Origin of the sequence: Leptospira kobayashii (genome assembly GCF_003114835.2) — a bacterium.
In the GTDB taxonomy this organism is placed as follows: Bacteria; Spirochaetota; Leptospiria; order Leptospirales; family Leptospiraceae; genus Leptospira_A; species Leptospira_A kobayashii.
In genome coordinates, this window is the sequence record NZ_AP025028.1 from 3364149 (window position 1) to 3386321 (window position 22173).

The 22173-nt window shown below is 41.6% G+C and carries 20 protein-coding genes; 14 read left to right on the top strand and 6 right to left on the bottom strand.

Features of this window, described 5'->3' with window-relative positions; genetic code table 11:
* Positions 1-5: 5 nt before the first annotated feature.
* The 7 genes from DI077_RS15090 to DI077_RS15120 all read left to right on the top strand — a co-directional run bounded on the left by DI077_RS15090 (position 6) and on the right by DI077_RS15120 (position 9670).
* Positions 6-1598 carry a bifunctional GNAT family N-acetyltransferase/carbon-nitrogen hydrolase family protein gene (locus tag DI077_RS15090; protein ID WP_109021030.1) on the top strand — a complete coding sequence of 531 codons (1593 nt, stop codon included), beginning with the start codon at positions 6-8 and terminating at the stop codon, positions 1596-1598.
* 276 nt (positions 1599-1874) lie between these two features.
* Complete coding sequence (locus tag DI077_RS15095; protein WP_109021029.1) at positions 1875-2276, top strand: hypothetical protein; 402 nt, start codon at positions 1875-1877, stop codon at positions 2274-2276.
* Positions 2277-2659: 383 nt separating this feature from the next.
* Positions 2660-3025 (top strand): hypothetical protein, encoded by a 366-nt coding sequence (locus DI077_RS15100; RefSeq protein ID WP_242935233.1) that lies wholly within the window; start codon positions 2660-2662, stop codon positions 3023-3025.
* Between the two features lie 173 nt (positions 3026-3198).
* Positions 3199-4626 carry a TolC family protein gene (locus DI077_RS15105; protein ID WP_109021028.1) on the top strand — a complete coding sequence of 476 codons (1428 nt, stop codon included), beginning with the start codon at positions 3199-3201 and terminating at the stop codon, positions 4624-4626.
* A 6-nt stretch (positions 4627-4632) separates the two neighbouring features.
* Positions 4633-5637, top strand: a complete 1005-nt coding sequence (locus DI077_RS15110) for an efflux RND transporter periplasmic adaptor subunit (RefSeq protein WP_109021027.1) — start codon at positions 4633-4635, stop codon at positions 5635-5637.
* Between the two features lie 2 nt (positions 5638-5639).
* Complete coding sequence (locus tag DI077_RS15115; protein ID WP_109021026.1) at positions 5640-6377, top strand: hypothetical protein; 738 nt, start codon at positions 5640-5642, stop codon at positions 6375-6377.
* 5 nt (positions 6378-6382) lie between these two features.
* A complete protein-coding gene (locus DI077_RS15120; protein WP_109021025.1) occupies positions 6383-9670 on the top strand; it encodes an efflux RND transporter permease subunit in 3288 nt (1095 codons plus the stop codon).
* Between the two features lie 72 nt (positions 9671-9742).
* Here the strand turns inward: DI077_RS15120 and DI077_RS15125 are convergent, their stop codons facing one another.
* From DI077_RS15125 to DI077_RS15135, 3 genes are all read right to left on the bottom strand, one after another.
* Positions 9743-10948 carry a porin gene (locus tag DI077_RS15125; protein ID WP_174705649.1) on the bottom strand — a complete coding sequence of 402 codons (1206 nt, stop codon included), beginning with the start codon at positions 10946-10948 and terminating at the stop codon, positions 9743-9745.
* Positions 10949-11027: 79 nt separating this feature from the next.
* On the bottom strand, positions 11028-11435 hold the full coding sequence (locus DI077_RS15130; protein ID WP_109021023.1) for a hypothetical protein: 408 nt from the start codon (positions 11433-11435) through the stop codon (positions 11028-11030).
* Between the two features lie 29 nt (positions 11436-11464).
* Positions 11465-12343 (bottom strand): DUF455 family protein, encoded by an 879-nt coding sequence (locus tag DI077_RS15135; protein WP_109021022.1) that lies wholly within the window; start codon positions 12341-12343, stop codon positions 11465-11467.
* A gap of 107 nt (positions 12344-12450) precedes the next feature.
* Between DI077_RS15135 and DI077_RS15140 the strand changes: the two genes are divergently transcribed.
* Both DI077_RS15140 and thiD read left to right on the top strand, forming a co-directional pair.
* Entirely contained in the window at positions 12451-12798 is a 348-nt protein-coding gene (locus tag DI077_RS15140; RefSeq protein ID WP_109021021.1) for an MGMT family protein, read from the top strand.
* Positions 12795-13586 carry a bifunctional hydroxymethylpyrimidine kinase/phosphomethylpyrimidine kinase gene (gene thiD, locus DI077_RS15145; RefSeq protein ID WP_242935234.1) on the top strand — a complete coding sequence of 264 codons (792 nt, stop codon included), beginning with the start codon at positions 12795-12797 and terminating at the stop codon, positions 13584-13586. Before DI077_RS15140 ends, thiD begins: the two co-directional genes overlap by 4 nt.
* A 261-nt stretch (positions 13587-13847) precedes the next feature.
* Here thiD and DI077_RS15150 read toward each other — a convergent pair whose 3' ends face one another.
* Positions 13848-15911 (bottom strand): sigma-54-dependent Fis family transcriptional regulator, encoded by a 2064-nt coding sequence (locus DI077_RS15150; RefSeq protein ID WP_167837186.1) that lies wholly within the window; start codon positions 15909-15911, stop codon positions 13848-13850.
* Between the two features lie 304 nt (positions 15912-16215).
* Between DI077_RS15150 and DI077_RS15155 the strand changes: the two genes are divergently transcribed.
* The 5 genes from DI077_RS15155 (at position 16216) to DI077_RS15175 (ending at position 20593) form a co-directional block, all read left to right on the top strand.
* Entirely contained in the window at positions 16216-18144 is a 1929-nt protein-coding gene (locus DI077_RS15155) for a GAF domain-containing SpoIIE family protein phosphatase (RefSeq protein WP_109021192.1), read from the top strand.
* Complete coding sequence (locus tag DI077_RS19775) at positions 18141-18458, top strand: PP-loop family protein (protein ID WP_109021018.1); 318 nt, start codon at positions 18141-18143, stop codon at positions 18456-18458. The genes DI077_RS15155 and DI077_RS19775 overlap by 4 nt, the downstream gene beginning before the upstream one ends.
* 26 nt (positions 18459-18484) lie before the next feature.
* Positions 18485-19447, top strand: coding sequence for a tRNA lysidine(34) synthetase TilS (gene tilS, locus DI077_RS15165; RefSeq protein WP_278321687.1), 963 nt, complete (start codon positions 18485-18487; stop codon positions 19445-19447).
* 14 nt (positions 19448-19461) lie between these two features.
* Positions 19462-20091: a ribosome biogenesis GTP-binding protein YihA/YsxC gene (gene yihA, locus DI077_RS15170; RefSeq protein WP_109021016.1), complete on the top strand. Its 630-nt coding sequence runs from the start codon at positions 19462-19464 to the stop codon at positions 20089-20091.
* Between the two features lie 82 nt (positions 20092-20173).
* On the top strand, positions 20174-20593 hold the full coding sequence (locus DI077_RS15175; protein ID WP_242935235.1) for an LA_2478/LA_2722/LA_4182 family protein: 420 nt from the start codon (positions 20174-20176) through the stop codon (positions 20591-20593).
* 15 nt (positions 20594-20608) lie between these two features.
* Here DI077_RS15175 and DI077_RS15180 read toward each other — a convergent pair whose 3' ends face one another.
* Together DI077_RS15180 and lsa25 are read right to left on the bottom strand one after the other, a co-directional pair.
* Positions 20609-21340 carry a hypothetical protein gene (locus DI077_RS15180; protein WP_109021186.1) on the bottom strand — a complete coding sequence of 244 codons (732 nt, stop codon included), beginning with the start codon at positions 21338-21340 and terminating at the stop codon, positions 20609-20611.
* Positions 21341-21490: 150 nt separating this feature from the next.
* Complete coding sequence (gene lsa25, locus DI077_RS15185; protein WP_109021015.1) at positions 21491-22168, bottom strand: surface adhesin Lsa25; 678 nt, start codon at positions 22166-22168, stop codon at positions 21491-21493.
* Positions 22169-22173 lie beyond the last annotated feature (5 nt).

Consider the following 22173-nt stretch of genomic DNA (forward strand, 5'->3'; position numbering starts at 1 on the left):
CGATTATGGACGCTAAGAAAAAAATAAAAAAGAAACCGAAAAAAGCAGCAAAATCAAAGTTAGCTGCTAGCGAGCAACACAAACTTGAGTTGCGTCATTTGCGTCCTTCCGATTACGATTCCGTTCAAAAAATAATGAACATGGTCTTCTCAAAGGCATTTGACGGCGCCTGGACTAAGGAAGAATTCGAAAGACAAATCAACATTTTTCCCGAAGGTCAAATTGCGATCGAAGACAAGGGAGAAGTCATTGCGGCTGCCATTTCCATGATCGTATCTTATAATGATCATGGAGACAAACATACCTACCATTCCATAACGGGAGGGGGAGGATTACCCAACCACAACCCGGAAGGGGACAGTTTGTACGGTGTGGACGTATTCGTGAATCCGAAATACCAAGGACTCCGATTGGGAAGGCGGTTGTATGACGCGAGAAAAGAAGTCTGCGAAAAATTGAATCTGAGAAGAATCATAGTCGGAGGATGGTTGCCCGGCTATAAAGATCATGAGTCGGAGATGACTCCCCAGGAATACGTAAATCTCGTAAAACAAAAGGAATTATTTGATCCGGTATTGTCCTTTCAGCTTGCAAACGACTTTCACGTCAGACGGATCGTTACCAACTATTTCCCGGATAACAAAGGCTATAGTTCTTATGCCTGTTTACTGGAATGGCTGAATATCTATTACGAAGACGAAGAAAAACTCATCGGAAGAAAAAAAGTAGTCGTTCGCGTAGGAGCTGTTCAATGGCAAATGAGATCCGTTCGTTCATTCGAGGAACTCCGCGACCAAGTGGAATTTTTTGTAGATACCGTAGCAAGTTATAATGCTGACTTTTGCCTTTTTCCGGAATTTTTTTACGCGCCACTTCTCACTCAATTCAATAAAATGAGCGCTTCAAACGCCGTACGCGCATTAGCCGAGCATACGGAAAGAATGAAAGATGAGATGGTTAAGCTTGCGGTCTCCTATAATATCAATATCATCACCGGCTCAATGTTCGAATACGAAGACCAAGAGCTTAGAAACGTATCCTTTCTTTGCAGAAGGGACGGAACCTACGATTCACAGTACAAATTGCACGCAACCCCCGACGAAAGATCCTACTGGGGAGTGACAGGCGGAGACACTCTCAAGGTTTTCGAAACGGATGCGGGAAAAATAGGAATTCTCATCTGTTACGACGTAGAATTCCCCGAATTGACCCGAATCCTCGCCGAACGAGGGATAGACATATTATTTGTTCCCTACTATACCGATACGAAAAACGGATATCTCCGAGTCAGAAAATGCGCGGAAGCAAGAGCCATCGAAAATGAAATCTATGTAGTGATGACCGGTTCCGTCGGCAATCTTCCCAACATCGAAAATATGGACATCCAATATTCCCAGTCGGCGGTGTTTACCCCCTCCGATTTTTCCTTCCCTCATGATGCGATCGCCGCCGAGGCAACGCCTAACACAGAAATGACTCTAATCGCAGACTTGGACCTGGATCTTCTGAAGGAAGTGAGGAAAAAAGGAGCTGTCCGCAATATGTTGGACCGCAGATTGGACCTTTTCCGAATTGAGTGGCTGGGGAAAATCCTCTAGCAGCAAAAAGGCGAACTTTCCGGAAGAATTTTTGCGAAAATGCAAATCGAGGAAGACGAATGTTGGTTTTATGTTAGGCGGTAACGAGCAGCCCACAAGCCACACCCCCCAACCCCTTCCTCGCGCCAATAGAAGCGAAGAAGTATTCGAAGAATCAGTAGCGAAGCTGATCTCAGGGCGGGGGATTTTACGACCATCGCCGCATTATGTCTCATAAAAATGTAATAGCTCATTTTTTTCGTTTTTTGCTCAAAAACTAAGCACCTAAATCGAAAAATGCTGGATTTTAATCTGATTCATGAGTCAAATGTGTATATGGCAAAAAAGATGTTAAGGACAGTTGGAATTTCCTTCTTATCCCTAGCGTTAGCCATTTCCTTTTTATCAGATGAAAACCTGCTGGTTCGCGTTCGGGTTGTCAAAACAACTACAAACCGCACGGCCAACACAAGCGCAAAAGGCTCGTTCCACTCGCAAATGTCTTCCACTGTGCAGGATGCTTGTGAGTCTTCGAATGAAAATTTTGGCAAAGGATCTCCGGAAGATGCGGATACTGGATATTCCAAGTCCTACGTCTGCCGTATAACTTTCGTTCCGGTTTCGGAAGGGTCCGATGTTGTAGCTCTATATTCAAATCTTCTGTTAGACCAATACTTAAGTCTACCACCCCCCGTTTAACTCCTCTCTCCCATTTTAAACCTGTGTTCTAAGTCTTAAGGATTTAGAACACAGGATGTTTTTATTTTTCCTGAATTTTAAGTGAAAATTTGTTTCTCATTTGCCAAAGACTCTTTGATCGTCCTGGTTCGTACACCAGGGCGATCCCCTTTTTGCTATTGGTTCTTATGTCAGATTTTATGATCAGTTATGAATGAAATTTGAGTGATTCTACCAATCTTATGTTAACTTTCTCGCAAATTGCCACCAAACTGAATTAGTTTGCTTAGTATTTTGGTCCGAATCGAGAAAAGAATGAACTTTTTAAATCATTATAAATTTTAATTCTTTGGGAACCTATTTTATTTGAAGCGTTGCTCGTCTTCTTAAATATGGCAATTGTGATGAATCGGATGCTCCATAAAGCGATCGTCTTAATGCTCAGTGCGGTTATTTTGTTGCCTACTGAGGAAGACGGAGTATTTGATTCGGCATTTCTTGATCTCAAATCAGCAACGATAAGCCATAAATCCTTATCTGCGACGAAATCCGAGCATCATTCGGTAAGTGATCCTGAACTAGTGGGAATGGATGATAACGCGCTCTTCACCAGAAGCAGATGCGACTTCCTGGATTTAGTTTTTGAAAATTTTTTCACACTGAGCCAAACAAAGTTTCTTCATTTTTCCAATATATCAATCTCGCATACCTTTCATATTTCATCCCTTCTTTCCGATTTACTTTTAAATCTCCCCCCACCAATCGTTTAACAACAAACGGCAATTTCTTTCTCCAGTAAGGAAACTAGGGTTTTTTGTAAGCAAGTAAGAGATAACATACTCTCTCGCTGCAAACTTCTCTAAAAAACTACTTCCTGGAATTTGTATCAGGAGGATACACACATGCATTATCTTTATCATAAACACCTAACAAAGGTTTACGCATGAAATTTAAATTTCTTCTTATTCCTATGATATTGATTCCTTTCGGGTTTCTCAGTCCGGAAGGAGGAAACCAGGAAAAATCTCCGTCTTCCATGTTGGATAGACAGATTTCCGACGAGAATCCGAATTCTTTGGGCTCGGAGCTTTATCCCAAAGATCAGAGAAAGGATGTCTCTTTGGATCTTTTGGATGCGGAAACCCTACTTTGGAAAAACAACTTACTGCTCATTGCCGCAAAGTTTCAAATCGATGCAAAGAAAGCGGGTGTTTTGCAAGCGGGGCTTTACGCTAACCCGAATATTTTCATAGATCAAAGTATATTTGCAGAACCTACACAAAGATATTTTGATACGACTCGATCCGGCCAAACAACGGTGCAGATCCAACAGGTATTCTTACTTGGTGGAAAGATAGACAAACGGGTGAGAGTTGCCGAGTTGAATGCAAAGATCAGCGAACAGGAATTTTATGATCTTGCACGTGCCTTGCTTACAAAGCTCAGAAGAACATATTATACTATTTATTTTTATAGAAAAGCCATCGTATTTTACGACCAAAGTATTGCCTCCATAGAAAAAACAGTCTCTTCATCCGAACTTGCGTACAAAAGAAGAGCGATCCTCCAGGCAGAGTTATTGCGTCTCAAAGCGTTATTATTCTTTCTCAAAAAAGAAAGAGAAGAGTTGGGGATCAAAGTTTATGAGAAGGAAGCCGATTTAAAAGTCCTACTTAATGAAGACAAATACAGGGAAGCCAAAGTCGCTTTTTACCCTATTGTGGATGAAAGCACTCTGGATAACATCCTTCCGAACGCATCCCAATTGGACGATCTGGTTTCCAAAGCGAGGGAAAATCGTCCCGATTTGAAAGTAGCGCTCCAAACCCTAAAGTATGAAGAAGCAAATCTCGAATTGCAACATGCAAACGCAATTCCCGATTTGTCCATCGGTCCCGTTTACAATAGAGGGGGAACCGCATTTCAAAACTATTGGGGAGTCACTGCCCAATTGAACGTTCCGGTATTCGACCGCAACCAAGGAAATATCCAAGCCGCAGAAAAAGCAATCCTGGTTCGCAAACAAGAACTTAGAAACCGAATTTTGGAAGTAGAGAACGAAGTAGCGATCGCTTTTCAAGGCGCGCGAATCAAAGACGCACTCTACCGCAGATTCATTGATACGTATATCAAAGATTATGCGAATCTATCTCTCGATATGATCATGAGTTATGAAAAAAAATACATCACCATCCTGGAGTTTGCCGATTTCTTCGAAACCTACAGATCAAGCGTAGTGGAAATGTTAAAGCTTCAAACAGATCGTATGGAAGCAATTGAAAGTGTAAATTACTCGGTAGGTTTGGGAGTATTTATTCCCAAACAACAAAATTATAAACCCAATTCGAACAAACAAGGCCAAGAGGAGTAAAATCTTATGAATCTTACGACAAAACTTAACAAACGTTCTTTTCTATTGTTAGCAACAGGAGCTCTTGTAGTTATTGTTTCCATAGCTATCTTTGCACTTACCAGAGGGCCTAAGAAAGTTCCTCATCATCCGGAAAAAGCGGTCGTCCATGAAAACGGACTTAGGATCGAGTTCAAGCCGACAAGCCCAGGTCTCGAGATTGTAAAATCAAGCATCATCGGAAACGGTGGAGAGTTTGTGAACCTGGAAGCGCCTGCAAGACTGATCGCTTCCACTTCTCCATCGGTAAGCAGCGGATCAAGGATCGTGTTATTCGAATCTTCAGAATTAAATGATCTTTATGTAGGTTACATTCATGCTAAAAACAAAGTGCATCGATCCAGGAAAAATCTAAACCGAATTCAAGATATGTTCAAACATAGAGTAGCTACGGAAAAAGATCTTGTGGAATCGGAAACCGATGTAGGAAATGATGCCGCCGAACTTGCGGAATTCGAAGGAAAACTACGGGCAGTCGGTCTTAATCCAAGCGAACTTGCCAATGCGGGAAATAAAAAAGCATGGATCATCTGTGATGTTCCCGAATCACAAATCAATAGCTTGAAACGGGGCAAAAAGGTAAAAGTAAAATTTTCTTCCTTCCCTGACGAAGACTGGGGTGGAACTGCCGAAGCAATTGGAGATAACGTAGACCCTTACACTCGTACTGCGAAGGTAAGAATCGAAATCATAAACAAAGACTATAAATTGAAACCGGGCATGTTCGGGGTTGTGAAATTCCCGGAAGAAACTGCGGGAGATACCGTTGTCTTACCGTTTAACTCGATCGTAACGGTGGAAGGAAAAAACTATGTCTTTGTAGAAGAAGAACCTCTTAACTTTACCAGAAGAGAGGTGACTCTGGGAGTTTCAACTAAGGACGTAGTCAATGTTGTCGCTGGACTTACACAAGGGGAAAAAGTAGTAATTCAAGGATCTATTCTGCTCAAAGGTTTGAGTTTCGGTTTTTAATCATGAATAGATTTTTTTACTTAATTCTATTAACGAGTTTTTTAAGTTCCTCACTTCTTTTCTCGGAACCTACACCTGCCGGAGACAAAAAAGACAAAGAGGAAACTCCGGAATGGAGTCCCGATCCGGATAAAAAAACCAGATTCGGAAAAGAAGATGAATTGGATCCTGATACTTTTCTTCCGAAAAACCAACCCAAGTCCACCAACTTTTGGGTTTACGGGGCAACGATCGGAAGTCCGGCAAGCATCAACCTTAATTTGGGTTACTACTACAAAGACATCGTTGTGCGTGTGTCAGGTGGTAGCTGGAGATCGCATTGGAACGGAGGACAAGTAGACTTGGGTTATACTTTCTGGAAAACTCCCGTCATTGCGCATAGTATCTCTATTGTAGCTGGTAGTTTTAATGTGGATCCTTATTCTCCCGAAGTCGGCCGGGGTGGACAAACCTCCTACCCTACCGGTTTGAATATACCCGGATATCAATACAGAGACGCAAAATATGAAGACCAGTTTATCCGCGCGTATGTGGCGGAAGTAAATCCTGATCTGGCTCTACTACTGGAATACAAAAGCCGAGATACTCAGAAAGTTTATCTCAAACAGCAATACATCGGTTTAACTTACGATATACTTCTTGGAAATTTTTTCCTCCAGTTGGGAGGGGGGATCGGACAAGGAGATTACAAAAACCCGCAGATACTTATGCAGATGGGTTATTTATTCGATACAAGGTAAAATGAATGATTAAAGATTTTATAGAAAAAGCCTTACAGTTCCGCACTTACACTCTAGTCGCGGCAATCGTCTCTGTCGTATTCGGAACCTGGGCATGGATCGATATTCGTAAAGAAGCCTACTCCGATATCGCAGACACACAGGTCAGACTTATAGCAAAATTCCCCGGAAAAGCGGCGGTAGAAGTGGAAGAAAGGGTAACCCTTCCCATTGAACGGGTATTAAATGCAATCCCGAATGTTGCCGTTAGACGATCCAGAACAATCAACGGTTTGGTGGTCTTCCAATTCGTATTCATTGACGGCACTGACGACTACTTTGCCCGTATGCGTCTTATGGAAAGAGTAAGAGATGCGGATATCCCAGACGATGTGGATCCGTCTCTGGGGCCGATGAGTTCTCCTGTAGGTGAAATTTTCCGCTATGTAGTGGAGTCCAAAGGCAATCACACTCCTATGGAACTGAGAACCATCCAAGATTGGGTGGTTATGCCCAAGATGTTGCAGATTCCCGGAATTGCCGACGTAGTTACGTTTGGCGGTCTGCCGAAACAATTTCACATTGTAACATCCCCCGATCGTTTGATTCGTTATAAATTGACAATCAATGACGTAATCCAGGCAATCCAGGTGAACAACCTGAATACGGGAGGGAACCTGCTCCTACAGGGAGAACAAGGTTTTCCCATCCGTTCCCTTGGTGCCATCCGGGATCCCAAACATATTGAAAACATAGTAGTTAAAGTAGTAAACGGAGTTCCCGTATTCGTCCGGGATTTGGGGACCGTTGAAATTTCCCATCCTATTCCGAGCGGTGTCCTCGGGTATACGATCCAAAACGAACAGGAGGGATTGATCGACGTCGATTCGTCTGTCCAAGGTTTGGTGGCGATGCGCCGATGGGGTGATCCCAACGAAATGGGCGAAAGAATCCGTGCCAAAGTCAAAGAGATCAATGAAAACTATCTTCCTCCCGATGTGACTCTCAGAACCACTTACGATCGAAGCGATTTGGTCAATTATACTCTTAGAACCATCGGTAAAACTCTGGTGGAGGGAGTGGTTGTAGTCAGTCTTGTTTTGATTTTTTTCATCGGAAGTGTCAGAGCTTCTTTGGTTGTAGTGGCCACGATTCCGTTTGCCATGTTGTTTGCATTTTTGCTTATGAATATGACAGGGATTCCTGCCAGTCTACTTTCATTAGGTGCAATTGATTTCGGAATCATAGTCGACGGTGCCGTTATCATGGTGGAAAATATCATGAGGCGCTACAGAGATGCGTCCCCTTCCGAAAAAGAAAAAGGCATTCTTATCTTCACAAGAGATGCCGCCGCCGAAGTGGGAACCGAGATTATATTCTCGATCTTAATCATTATCCTGGCATATTTACCTATTTTTTCTTTCGAAAGAATCGAAGGTCGTTTGTTCAAGCCGATGGCTTTCACAATTTCTTTTGCCATCTTAGGTGCATTGATTTTTGCGATGGCTGTCATTCCTGTCATCATGTCGATGTTGTATAAAAAATACTTCGAGTCGGCAAATCCCGGGCCAATCGAATGGCATAATCCTTTCTATGCCTGGGTAGAAGTAAAATATGAAAAACTGATCGGATATATAGTAGACCGTTCCAAAAAAGTAGTCACATATACATTTACGGTTGTTACGATACTGCTCGGAGTCGGGATGTACAGTCTCGGTACCGAATTTCTTCCCGAAATGGATGAGGGTGGATTCAACATTCGTATCTTTTTTCCCGTAGGGATTTCCTTACCCGAATCCCGCAAATTCATTCCTAAAATCAGAGAGACCATTTATAAGAATGAACAAGTCAACGTAGTTCTTTCCCAATTGGGGAGAAACGATGACGGAACAGATCCACTTCCACCAAACCGACTTGAGGTGCTCATCGGCTTAAAAGATTATAACGATTGGCAGGAAAAGATTACCAAACAGGAACTTTTGCTTCGTATGAAAAACGACTTGGAAGCGACTCTTCCGGGTTGTAGAATCAGTTTTTCCCAGCCGATTATGGATAACCTTTCCGAGGCCATCATGGGAACCATTGCCGACTTGGCGGTATTTGTTGCCGGAGATGATCTCAAGGTGATGCGCCAAATCGGAAACGAAGTCTTGGATATCGTTAAGGACATGAAAGGTGCCAGCGAATACGGAATTGAGCAAGAAGCGGAAAGTCCTCAATTAACTATAAAAATCGATCGCGAAGCAGCCGCTCGTTTCGGAATCAACGTAAGTGATATTCAACAAATGATTGAAGCCGCGATCGGGATGCAGAGAGTCAGTACTCTTTACGAAGGTCCTTCCGACATTCCCCCAAAAACACCTGCTAGATTTGGTATCGTAGTTAGATTCTCCAAAGACTATAGAGCTTCTCAAAAAGCGATTGAGAACATGCCGATCATTTCTCCGAAAGGAGAAAGGATTCCGCTTTCGGAACTGGCAAAGATCAGTCTGGAAGACGGGCCGACTATGATCTTTCGCCAAGAAGGAAGAAGAAATATTACCGTTAGAACCAATATCCGCGGAAGAGACCAAGGCGGTTTTGTTGCGGAACTGCAAAAAAAGGTAAAACAAAAGATCAAATTGCCGGAAGGCTATCAAATCAAATTCGGCGGCCAGTATGAAAACCTATCCCGTGTAGGAACGAAACTCGCCATCGTGATTCCGATTACGATTCTAATCATATTTGGCGTTCTATTTATGTTGTATCGCAATTTAAAGTATGTCTATGTTGCACTTGCTTGTATCCCTCTTTCGTTAGTCGGGGGAATCTATGCATTATTATTCCGAGGATACTACTTCAACGTATCAGGTGGGGTAGGATTTATATCCCTCTTCGGAATCGCAACGATGGCCGGTGTACTTTTTGTATCCAGAACCAACCATCTACTCATCGATGAGCCGACGATTTCCACAAAACTTGCAGTAAGTAAAGCAGCGGTAATCCAACTTCGACCTATGTTAATGACTATGTTGTTGGCATTACTCGGCCTTATTCCTGCTACCTTAGGAACAGGTGTGGGTTCGGATGTGCAAAGGCCTCTTGCTACTGTGATCGTAGGAGGTCTTTTCTCCGCCATGTGTTTGGTGTTAACTGTATTGCCTTCTTTGTATCTGATGGTAGTCGGAGAAAGAAACAAAACGGACGCTTCCACACTTTATCCGCGCACTTCCAGCTTTAACTCGTTTAAAGAAAATTACGATTATGAAGAAGAAGAGTCCGTCTCGGAACAAAAGAAAACGAAAAAAGGTTCGAATAAAAAGAAAACGAAATAAGCTAAAACTATTTTCTCCTATAATTCAAGTGATCCATGATGGAAGAAGCCAACTTCCATCATGGATTTTTATTTATAACTTCATACTGAAAGCTACTACGAAAAAATCTTCCTTCTTGGAAGTTTGTCCGTTTCTATATTCAAAAATGGAATCGGCGGATCTTCTGTAATTGTATTCGAATCTTAAAAGTGCGGGTTCCCAGGATAACAAATCGAGAGTCGCCGTATAACCGTTAGACATAAATCCATGTCTTGTTCCTGTCTGAGCCATCACCTGTTTCGGATCGTAAAACCGCTCCACCCGGAAACTCAAACGATACGCTGGGTCCCATTTGAAACTGACCCAAAACGTCCCATGATACCAATGACGAAATGCCTTCGCTTCCGAATCTTTGTAAATCGGATTCTGAGAGTCCCAAACATTCCACCAAGGCTCATACAATAGACTCTGCTTCGCTTTCTGGGCGCCTGCATCAAAACTACCTGCAAGAGACATCCATTCCAAAGCATGCCATTCCAATATCGTATTATTATAAAGTCTTAATTGTTTTCGTTCGTTGTCCGGTGCTTCATTTCCCCCGAACTGATTTACGATCAAAGTCAAACTCGGTGTGAATTTATACTTCCATTGAAGTCCCAAAGACTTGTCCCGATTATTCTCCGTTATATTTTGCCATCCGTTCATCACGTGAAACTGCATAGAAAATTTATTTGTAAACTCATGAGAGACGCGAACTCCCGTGGAGTAATAAGGAACATAGTCAAGTGCATAAGCCCGGGTGTAATTCCAATTCAAATGGGAGATCCAAGACTCGAATCCGATATGTCCGAAATAAATCCCTCCGTCCACCCAGGTTTTATCCGCCAAACGAAACCCGACATACGCTTCCTGAAGATTGCGAACACCCAATTGATTGGAGCCAGTATCCTTTGTAGGTTCGGACGAATAATTCGTATTTACGGAAGTTCCGTATTGCAGCGCAAGCCTGCCTCTGTATTTTTCTTCGTCCACTTTCATATCAATATAAGCCAGATTGACATTGAACTCCTGGTTACGAACTCCTTGGGTCGTATATTTTCGTTCCGTGGCTTTGGGTAGGTTATTATTGTACAGATAATAAGAATCGATAAAGCCGCCAAACTTGAGTGATTTGGGCAAAGAAACAGTCTGCACAGGCTCTTCTTTTTTTTCCTTCGGCGGTTCCAAGTCCTTGTCTTCCGCATACACAGCGAATGCAAATAGGAATAATATAAGAGAATATAGTTTTGTTTTGAACATAAATGTTAGCATAAAGCAAATTTTTCAACCGGACAAGAGCGCAAGTATTAAGAGGCGCTCTTATTTGATTAAGATTTTATTATTTTGCTTTCAATGCAGCTTTGATTTCAGCAGGGAAATCTTTTAATTCTTCCGGTATGAGAAGGATTTTTTTTCTAAATTTGTCTTTATAATCTTTTTTGAATTTAACATGGCAGGACTTGCAAGTATCTTCCGGTTTTCCGACGGCTAACTTTGCATCGATGATTTCCTTCCATTCTTTCTGTTGATCCGTGGGAGCAAGAGAAGGAATATGCTCCAAAATTTTATTTAAGTAATCCGCATTTCCTTTTTTATCGTACAGCTTGGTTGCAGGCTTTGTATAATCCTCCATAAAATCATGAAGGTTCATTTCCATGCCGGAAGTATTTTTATTTTTTTCAGAGTGGAGAACCACAGTGAAAGATAGGCATGCAAACAAAATAGAAAGAGTAATTTGCAATTTCATTCTTAGTCTCCGATAGGTGTCCAAATAATCTATCCTGAGAGGTGCGTCTTAGGCAAGTCGGATTTTTTCCAAACGGTTTCATCCAATGAGAATCGTTCTAAAATCCGATGATTCACTCGCGAAGTGTATTCATCCGTATAATCACCTAAGCTTTGAATAAAGGACTCGGACATCCCCGCCATCCTTCTCGTCTCGGGTATAAAATAATACCCTTTCGCTCTTCTGGGAGTGAATGGAAATTGAATCAAAGAAAGATAATAATCCCAATCCGATTTTCCTTCGGGAATCCCGTTTTGAAACACACGCATTCCCCGTTTCACATGTTTGATTTCATCTTCAAAAATCCGCATCATAATCTCCGCCGTCTCGAAATCTCCGAAATGATGGAATGCCTTTGCATACACTTGCGAATAATCCAAATTGGCTCCTTCAAAAGAAATGGATAATACCGCAGTAAACTCTTCCAAAGATTGTAGTTTAGGGATCTGTTTCCAAAATATATAATTGAGAGGGATGTCTCCGAATCCGATTCCAAAGTCGGACATTCGCTTGATATAAAGTTTGAGATGGGATTGTTCTTCTTCGATGGTTTTGATAAAACCGTATTTCACATGAATGGGTGCGTCGGGAAAAGCAAGGATCGCCCAGGCAAAAAGTTCAATCGCCATCAATTCATGATTTGCAAAATGATGAAGAGTCAATCCCTTCGCACTGGTTTGATTCAAATGTTCCAATCTGGGAATTTTGACTTTTTTATCGGAGAAAGACAAACGATCTTCCCGGACCGGTTTTTCCATGCGGATGGGAACCAATTCTATTTCTTCTTCCCATACCTTGAGCGGGGAAATAAGTTTATCCTCCAGGTTCGGAGAAAGTAACAAGTGCTTGGCGTAATCCGAAAGTTTCATAATTCTACCAATCGATTCCGACTGCCTATGACCAAGATGGAAAATCCGATTCTTAAATAAATGATTTACTTCTTTGGAACGGAGATAGCAGATAGAAATCGTATCACATGGTTTCCCCGAAAAAAGCAGTATCTAGTTTTTATCAGGATGTATATTCTATGGTAAAAAAAGTTCCCAAAGGAAAAGTCACGACATACGGAACGATTGCCGTTCTTTTGGGAAAACCCAGAGCCGCTAGAGCGGTGGGTTACGCGTTAAATGCATTGAAAAAAAGTCAGGCCGGGACCGTACCTTGGCAAAGAGTCATCAATGCGCAAGGCCAGATCTCTTTCAAAGGAGATGCCATACGCGCCGGTTTACAGAAACAGATTCTCATCGGTGAAAAAATAAAATTCGATGCAAACGATACGATTGATTTGAAAAAATTCGCATGGAATCCCAAAGGTCTCTTATGAAAAATTTCCCTATTACTCTTTCCATAGCAGGTTCCGATTCGGGAGGAGGAGCAGGTGTCCAAGCGGATCTCAAAACTTTTTCATCCTTAGGTACATTCGGAACTACCGCCTTCACTTGTTTGACGGCACAAAACCCCGACGGAGTGACCGCTATCCATGAGATCCCTACTTCTTTTATCAAAGCACAGTTAGACGCAGTGCTTGATTATTTTCCCGTATCTGCCTGCAAAACCGGTATGTTATTCTCGGAAGAAATCATTGATGCCGTCTGGGAAATGTTGAAATCAAAACCCGATATCAAATTGGTCGTGGATCCGGTTATGATCGCAACGAGCGGCGCCAAACTTTTGAAAGACGATGCAATCACCGCATTGAGGGAAAAACTGATTCCCATTTCTTCCCTCATCACACCGAATCTGGACGAAGCAGCACTTCTTCTAGGCGATACTATTGCTCATCATTATGAATTGGAAAATTCAGCCAAACGCCTGTTTGATATTTTCAAGGTCCCTGTCCTTTTGAAAGGGGGGCATTTGCCAAAGGCAACCGAAGCCATCGACATACTCTTCGACGGAACCTCTATTTATAATTTCAAAAAACCTTTTTTAAAAGAAAGAAATACGCATGGTACAGGCTGTACCTTTTCTTCCGCTATCACAGCATATCTTGCTCATGGACTCAGTTTGCCGGAAGCAGTAGGTCACGCGAAAGAATACATTCATAATGCGATTGAAGATTCGATTCAGACGGGTCCGACAACCCATCTGAATCATTTTCCGGACAACTGAAGTTAAACGAAGCATCAGAAAAGCCGGATGAAATGGGCAAAAAGCCGAACTTATTTTAAAAATTTTCGTTCAATTTCTAAAGTACGACGACAAAATTAGGAGTTTATAGTAAGAGGAACACATTGGGTGGCGGGTCTAGTTCCCCACCCAAATCAGGGCGGGGATACCAGAATAAAATCCAATACTGAGCGAAGAAATATTCAAAGAATCATCAGAGGAGCTGATCTTAAGGCGCAGGGATACAAATACACCACCTAATGTCTAATACTCGATGTTCAATTCCTTAATCTTCTTATCCAATGTGTTCCGATTGATTCCCAAAAACTTCGCCACTCTTGTTTTTGTATAACGGAATTTCTTCATCGCATATTGGATCAAACGGGATTCCACTTCATTCACAACAATTTCCATTGCTCTACCGTCCAAATTGTCCAATTGACTTGGGGTCAATCTCCCCGAAGCAAGATCCAAAGGTTCGGAAGAATTCATAGGCTCAGCATGAGAGGCGGACTGAATCTCCGGATGAGCTTCTTGATGTTCTTCAAAATGATCGACTATATCGGAAAAATCCTCTTCGGATAATAATTCCTCTTGGGCAAGAACCACTGCCCTTTCGATCACATTTTCCAACTCCCTTACATTTCCCGGCCAACGGTATTTCAAAAGCAATTTACTTGCTTCTCTTGTGATTCCTTTGATCACTTTATTATTATCTTTTGCGTATTTTTCCAGGAAGTGGTTGATGAGAAGTGGAATGTCTTCTGTTCTTTCACGAAGAGGAGGAGTGTTAATTTTAACAACATTTAAGCGATAAAACAAATCCGCGCGAAATTTCTTTTCTGCAACCAATTGTTCCAGTTCTGCGTTTGTAGCGGCAATAATTCTCACATCGACTTTTTTCGCTTTGACGGAACCGACCGCTTCAATCTCTCTTTCCTGCAGAACGCGTAGCAACTTCGATTGCAAATTCAAATCCATTTCTCCGATCTCATCGAGAAAGATGGAACCTGTATCCGCCATTTCAAACTTTCCTTTTTTATCGGACACAGCTCCTGTGAAGCTTCCTTTTTTATGGCCGAATAATTCGCTTTCCAATAAGTTTTCAGGAATGGCTGCACAGTTGATTTTGATAAACGGATTTTCCGAACGGGAACTGTTGTAATGAATCGCATTTGCAATCATCTCTTTACCGGTTCCCGATTCACCTGTGATCAATACGGAAGCGCGGGAATCAGCGACCAATTGGATTTTCTCAAACATCTTTTCCATGGCAGTCGCTTTACCGATGAGAGAACCGAACTTGTATTTGTTTTTCAATTCGCGTTTGAGTTGGATATTCTCTCTTGAGATTTCCTTTTTTGCTTCTTCCACAAGGCTTTGGATCTTGATGGATTGGGAAATAATAGAAGCAACTACTTGCAAAAAATCCAAATAGGATTTCAGATCGGTGTGTTTGTTTTGTACGATAAATGCGTTCACTACACCGATTATATTCTGATCGCTCAAAATAGGGGAACACAATAAACCTACGTTATGCGGATCATGCTTAAAATGCGAAAGATAACCGACCCGATTCAAAAATGCCGGGTGATTGGCAACCGATTCGATGATCATCGCTTCGCCGGATTCAAATACTTTTCCTGTAATCCCTTCTCCCGGTTGGTAGGAACCTTTGTCCATTTCCTCTTGAGACAAACCCGAGGCTGCGACAATTCTTAATACACCTTCTTCCTTATTATGAAGTACGATACTTCCTTTTTCCAAACGAAGGGATTTTTCCATCGTAACCATAATGCCTTCGAAGATTTCATTCAAATCCAAAGTGGAAGTCACTAGTTTTGAAATTTCGATCAGAGTGGTCTGGATCTTGGTTCTTTGTTCCAAATTGCGGATGGTTTGCAGGTTTTTAAAAATCTGCGCAGCTTGGTTGGCAAGTACACTTACAATCTCAAGCATCTCCGCGCTAAATGCATTCAAACGATTTGAATCGAGAGAGATCACTCCGATAATCCCGTCTTCCACAATCATGGGAGCAACTAACTCCGATTTGATCTCTTCCTTTACCTGAATGTAATCAGGATCTTTGGAAACATCATTCACCAGTTTCGCCCGCCCGGTCGATGCGGCCATCCCCGTAATCCCTTGGCCGATCTTCAATCTGGTCTCCCTTAAAATCTGTTGATTCATCCCCCGGGAAGTCACCACATCCAAAACAGCTGATTTTTCATCGATGAGCATAAGTGAGCCGGATTCTACTCCGCAAATTTGAATGCAACGATCCAAAATCAGTTCCAGCAAACCATCCGGGTCCTGGGTGGAATTCATTGCTGTAGCAACATCGTGGATCGATTGAATCGGATTGATTTTCTTTGAATTCATAATATTTTGCTCTTAAAGTTTACGGTATGTATAAAAAAAACGCAACAGCAAATGCTCAATAGCTAGCTCCAATGCATAAATAATAGGCATTTTATTCATTTTCTGTTCATTTAGACGTAGTTTTTCTCGAATACAATAGAAAAACTAACATTTGCTTATACATTAAGCACGAATCGTACCAGCTCCCTTCTCTTTTTTTGGAAAATACTTGTAGAATGTTTGAATGGAGTTCTTATATGATCCAATCCGAATGAACCAAGACCCCGTGGAAGAAACCCTCTGTTTGCTCTGTCAGGAACCTGAAGTCCCGGATGGAGTCACAAGACGCGGAAGATTTTATTGCAGAACCTGCGATCGGGAATGGATCTTAGAAAAACGCAAAATAGCCAGAGTCGGCAAAAACATACTCACCTCACAGGAAAAAACGGAATTCCTACTGGATTGTCTTTCTTTGTTCAACTCATCCATGGGGTTGGAAGATTTATTGTTCCGATTCACTGAACTCATCGCCGAGAGACTGAAAAGAGATAAAGTTGCGGTATTCATCACAAATCTAGAGTTAGGTGAAATTAGACTAGCGTATTATACCGCTCGGCAAAAAAGCCTACAAAGAGCGATCAAACGCATTCGTTTGGATTATGATTTGAGTTTCGGTGTTTTGATCGAATCCATGGCCAAAAGGGAATCCAGATTTTATGTTCTGAAAGACGAACTTCATCCTTTTTATAAATTTTATTCGGAACTCACCGGAACCAAATCCCAATTGGTAATTCCCATCATCTATGCAAATACCGCAGTAGGAATGTTAGCTGTTGATTATGAGGACGACGATTATTCCGTTTATCTGGAAGATCAGGAGATTTTACAATTAGTAGTCGGGCAATTTGCAGTATCCCTTCGCAATGCATTACTCTATTCCAAATCACAAAACCAATCCAAAAATTTTCAAAGTCTCCATACTGCCGCATTGACTCTCAGCAAACTTTATTTGGACAATCATGATGAAATGGTTCGAATGATTCTATTGACTTTATCGGGAATCGTAGAATCTTCCGTAGCCTGTTTGATTGAAAAACCGGTCAAGTCGATGAAGGTGAAGGTTTTCAAACTCATCCGTGATTTGGAGAATTTTCAAATTAGTACGGAAACAAATACGGTGGATGTTTCGACGGTCATTCATCTATTGCATGCAAAGGAAACCATCACTGTCGATCCGATCGACTACCCGGTTTTTGAATCTATCGGAGTGATCGGGAAAGAGGTAGTGATCATTCCGATCAGCCTCGAAAATGGAACCGATTGTATTTTCACTTTGGCAAAACCGGATTCCCGATTTCCTCAAGATGAATTGGAAGCCTTGAATGCTTTTGTTTCCCTTGCCCGCATAACAATGGAAAACGCAAACCTTTACCAGAACCTTTCTCAAAAGGAAAGACTGGAAAAGGAAATAGAGATCGCAAAGGAAATCCAGGCAACCCTTCTTCCCAGAAAAATTCCTGATTCCAAATATCTCTTGTTTGGCGGATTTATGGTTCCTGCAAGAGGAATCGGAGGAGATTATTACGACTTTATTCTATCTCCCAACGGAAAGGAATTATTCTTATGCATCGGAGATGTGAGCGGGAAAGGAGTCGCAGCAGGCCTTGTTATGGCAACCGTGCGAACCATATTGCATTCTTTGGTGCGAGTGAAAGATTCTCCCTGGGAAATCGTCAACGATATCAATAATTATCTATATACCAGCTACAAAGATGCGGCCACTCCCCGATTCATGAGTTTGATTTTGATCCGCTGGAGTTTGGAAACAAATCAAATCCTTGTTTCCGGCGCAGGACACGGATTACTTTACATTCACAGAAACAAAACAAATTTACTTGAAATCGTGGAAACCGGAGGAGTCATTTTAGGGATCACCGGAGATATATCCCAGTTCAAAAACGAAGACTCCATCGACCTGGGAAAAAATGATACACTTCTTATGTTTACAGACGGAGTCACAGAAGCACTTAACAAATCGGACGAACAGTACGGTGATCATAGATTGCAGGAAAGTTTTTTGTCTTCTTTGTCTTTGGAACCGAAGAACCAATTGGAAAGGATTTACAACGAAATTCGGAATTTCACAATGGAAGCGGAACAACACGACGACATCACTATGGTGGCGATTCGCAAACTATGAAATACAAACTTTCCCAAGAATTGCAATCTCACTTCGAATCACTCCTTCGCCGAATGGGAAAAAACAGTTTAAGTCTTTTGCAAAAAACAAAAACAATTGTTTCTTACTCGGGAGGCCAGGACTCCACTCTCGTTTTATTTTTTTACGAATATTTGCATAAAGAATACAATTGCCCTTCTCCCTACGTATTTCATTTCAATCACGGAATCAGAAATAATGAAGAGGAAGAAACCAAAATGGAAACATTCATCCAAACCCGTTTTTCCGATTTTTTGTTTGTAAAAAAAAAATTCCTGAACTTGCTTCCCAGCTAAAAAAGGGCCTGGAAGAAACGGGAAGAATTGCCCGTTACGAAGAGCTGAATTTGCTTTCCAGGTCACATAACTCATATTATGTCACAGGACATCATCCAAGAGATTATTTCGAATCCATTTTACTTCATCTTACTCGGGGAGGCGGAAAAAACGCATTGCAAACCCTTCCTCCTCTTAGTCCCAACCGTTTTTTGCCTTTGGCTTTTTTAGAAGATAAGGAAAGACTGGATTGTTACGATCGGATCGGAGAATCATATCCCATTTATGAAGACGAATCCAATATGGATTTAAAATTCAAAAGAAATCGGATTCGAAATGAAGTCCTACCTCTTTTGGAAAAAGAAAACCTGAACTACTACTCCATTTATTGGAACTTTCACTCCTGGGACAAAGCAGAGTTCGAAGAATTTCTATCTTCGCATATAGATCGGAATTCGGAGGCAACATCGAAAAAAGATTCTGTGAAAACCAAACATTTCCTGATTCCCCACCAAACATGGATTCAATCTTCCAAAGACAAAAAGAAAACTCTCATAGATTTACATTTGGATCTTTTAGGCTTTCCCTCCGTCTACAAAGCGCCTTTCGAAGATTTTGTCAGGCAAACGAAGGGAGAAAAGGCATTTCTACAAAACAAGCTTTTTACTATTTACAAATCGAAATTAGGTGATATTTGGATCATAGACAATTCTTCTCCATTGTTTTCTCTCCCGATTTCCCGATCGGAAGGAAACGATTTGTACATCCGATGGAATGATCAGGAAAGAAGGATTTCGAATCAAGAAGGGAAATTGTCCCTTCAGATCCCCCGACCAGGTGAAAAAATTCAAGTTTCAATAGGCAGAAAGGAGATATCCGAATGTTTGCGGGAAAAGAAGATCCCTTTCTTTGTCAGAGAAAATATTCCGATTTTATATTATGAAAACAAGCCGATCCAAATCTTATTTTCTTTCTTTGATTCTAATTTAAAGGATCTTCCGCAAAACTGACAGAACAAGTTCTTATGAATCCGAACAAACCTACTTATTACGAAGAAGTGCCGTTTCCGGAAACCAGTTTCAGCACTTCCATTTCGAAAATTTCTCCCGAAACACCTCTTCCGGAAGGAACCTTGCTCGGATTTATCGGTCGTTCCAATTCGGGGAAGTCTTCTCTTTTGAACTCAATTACAAATCGGAAAGGACTTGCCAAAGTTTCCAAAACTCCCGGCAAAACAAGGCTGATCAACGTCTTTTCAACAAAAGCGGGGTTTTCACTTATCGACTTACCAGGGTTTGGTTATTCAAAGGCATCTCACAAAGAACATAAGGAAATGATGAATTTATTGGATCAATTTCTGAATGAAATCAAAGCTCTTAAAGTTCTTTTCATTCTTTGCGATTCGCAAAGAAGTTTTCCCGAGGAAGAAGTACAAATGATTGAAACGGCTACATTGAAAAAAATTCTTCCGGTAGTCGTTCGTACGAAAATAGACAAACTCAACCAGAAAGACAGAAATGCGGTTCAAAAAGAAATGGAAGCTGTAATGAACGAACTGGGTTACCCTTTCCCGCTTTTTTTTGTTTCTGCCACTACTGGTAAGGGGATCGGAGAGATCCGCAAATTCATTCTCAGCAAAGTCCAAACCATTTAGCGAGATAATAAAACAAAAAAAGGTTCCCTATTCAAAAGACCCCTTCCCTAATTGTTAAATAAATTTACAAAAAGGTCCATACATGAAAATCAAAGCAGCCTCTTTAGCGGTATCCCTCGGAATACTTTCTCTTTTCGCCTGTAAAGGTTCCGTATCTCCCGAAGCCAAACTCTTAGAACTCACTCCCAAATTTCAAAAAGTAATGTGTAACAAATCCATCGAATGTACAAAAGATGAATTGGCAAAAATTCCCGCAGCTTACCGAAATCTAATTCCTCCTTTCATGCAATCGGAAGAAAATTGCATCAGTTTTTTCAAAGGGAAGTTTGATGAAGCGCAAAAGAAACGCGAAACTGAGAAAAAAGAAGTAACGGAAGAAATGGTAAATGCATTTGAAACCTGTATTTCCGCTATGGAAAAATCATCCTGCGACGTTTACAAAGGCACCAAAGGAAAATTGAATATTCCAGGTTGCGAAAATATGGAAAAATATTCCAACTAAACTTTAAAGAATAAACTAGATAAATGTTTCGAAAAACTGACCCGGTTTGGAATCGTTTGCAACCTGCATCATTCCAAACACGTTGGATACCATCATCTTACGAATGTCGGTTAACATGGAAAAAGTTTCCTTGATCTCTTCTTTCATTTTAAGAAATCGAACTTCTTCTTCCAATCTCCTTTTTTCCTGAGCGATCTCTCTGGATTTAACGTCTTGTTCTCCGGGGAGATCTCCTTTGTTCTGAGAGATTTCCTTTTTTTTCTCCGAATCCAAACGAACTTCTAATTCTTTGATACGGGTTTCCAAGACTTCTTTTTTATCATGTTCCGCCCTTTTCACCAATTCATTGTCTTTGTCTTTCGCCTTCTTCTCGTCCTCTTCTTTGGACTTGGCGGAAAAAATATCCTGAAACGATTTGCCATCGGAGTATGGTTGAAGGGAAGGATCCCCGGAAGAGGATTCTTTTCGTTTTTGGGTGATAGCGGATGTTTCCCCGCTAACAGCAACCATACGACCATCTCTTAATTCATAATTGATTTTAACATCGAGAGATCTGACTTCGGCGCCGTCCCGGAAAGCTTGGTTGCGAAATTCCTGTGCATGTCCCAATTCATGGGAAATCACATGGAGTGCGGAGAAAGTTTCAGGAGCACTTTCCAATTGACCATGACCGACATAGCTCACGCGTCGGTCCGTATAAAGACCGTTTAGGTTCGCTTTCTGATGGGTCAATCCGATCGAATTCATACCTACTCCTATGATTCTAAGTGGTACTTCGGAGGATCTACTGATTAGATTACAATAATTTACAAAAAAAGAAAGATTTTTTGAGGAATTCGCGAGTTCTAGAGATGAGTCCGTTTGATGCACCCGAACCAGGGTGCATCAACTTTTATGTTATAAGTTTCGGACGCAACGGACATAATTTCGATCCGTCTTCACAGTGTTTTTTTCATCACCAAAAGTAGATCTGTCAAAAGAGATAGATCTCGCAGTTTCTCCCGGAATGTCTTGTTCATTCGACCAGGAAGACCAGTATTCAGCTTCCAAAGTGGATGGAAAATAATTCAATACCGAGATCCTTCCCGTTTCCGTCAGTCGTTTCAACTCGATCGGGGTTGGGACTCTCCAAGTTGTTCCGAGTGCTGCGCAAGCTTGGTAAGCTTCACTGATTCCACTGATCGTTATCTCTGAGGCCGCAAGCAACACTTGAGGGACTGTCACTCGGTTGCAAGCATGTGTCTTGCTATCGCAAAATGCCAACTGACGTGCTCCGTAACGATACGGATCTTGAGGATTCAACACCGTTCCTGCCGCTGCTCCCTGGCAATCATTCTGCGTTTGACGATACACTTGCCCTACAGAACATTTTTGCCATTCCAAGCCTGCCGCTGGATCTCTGATCGTTCCGGTTCGTGTGTCCACCAAACTTTGATTTGCTAGAAAACCCGCGATCAATAGATTCGTTTCTTCTTCGGAAACTCCGTAAAAATCTTTCTCCGGTTTCGCTTCGCAGTTCACAAAAAAAACTGCCAGCGAAAGTGCCATTATCAATAGTATATTTCTATGTTTCATTGTCT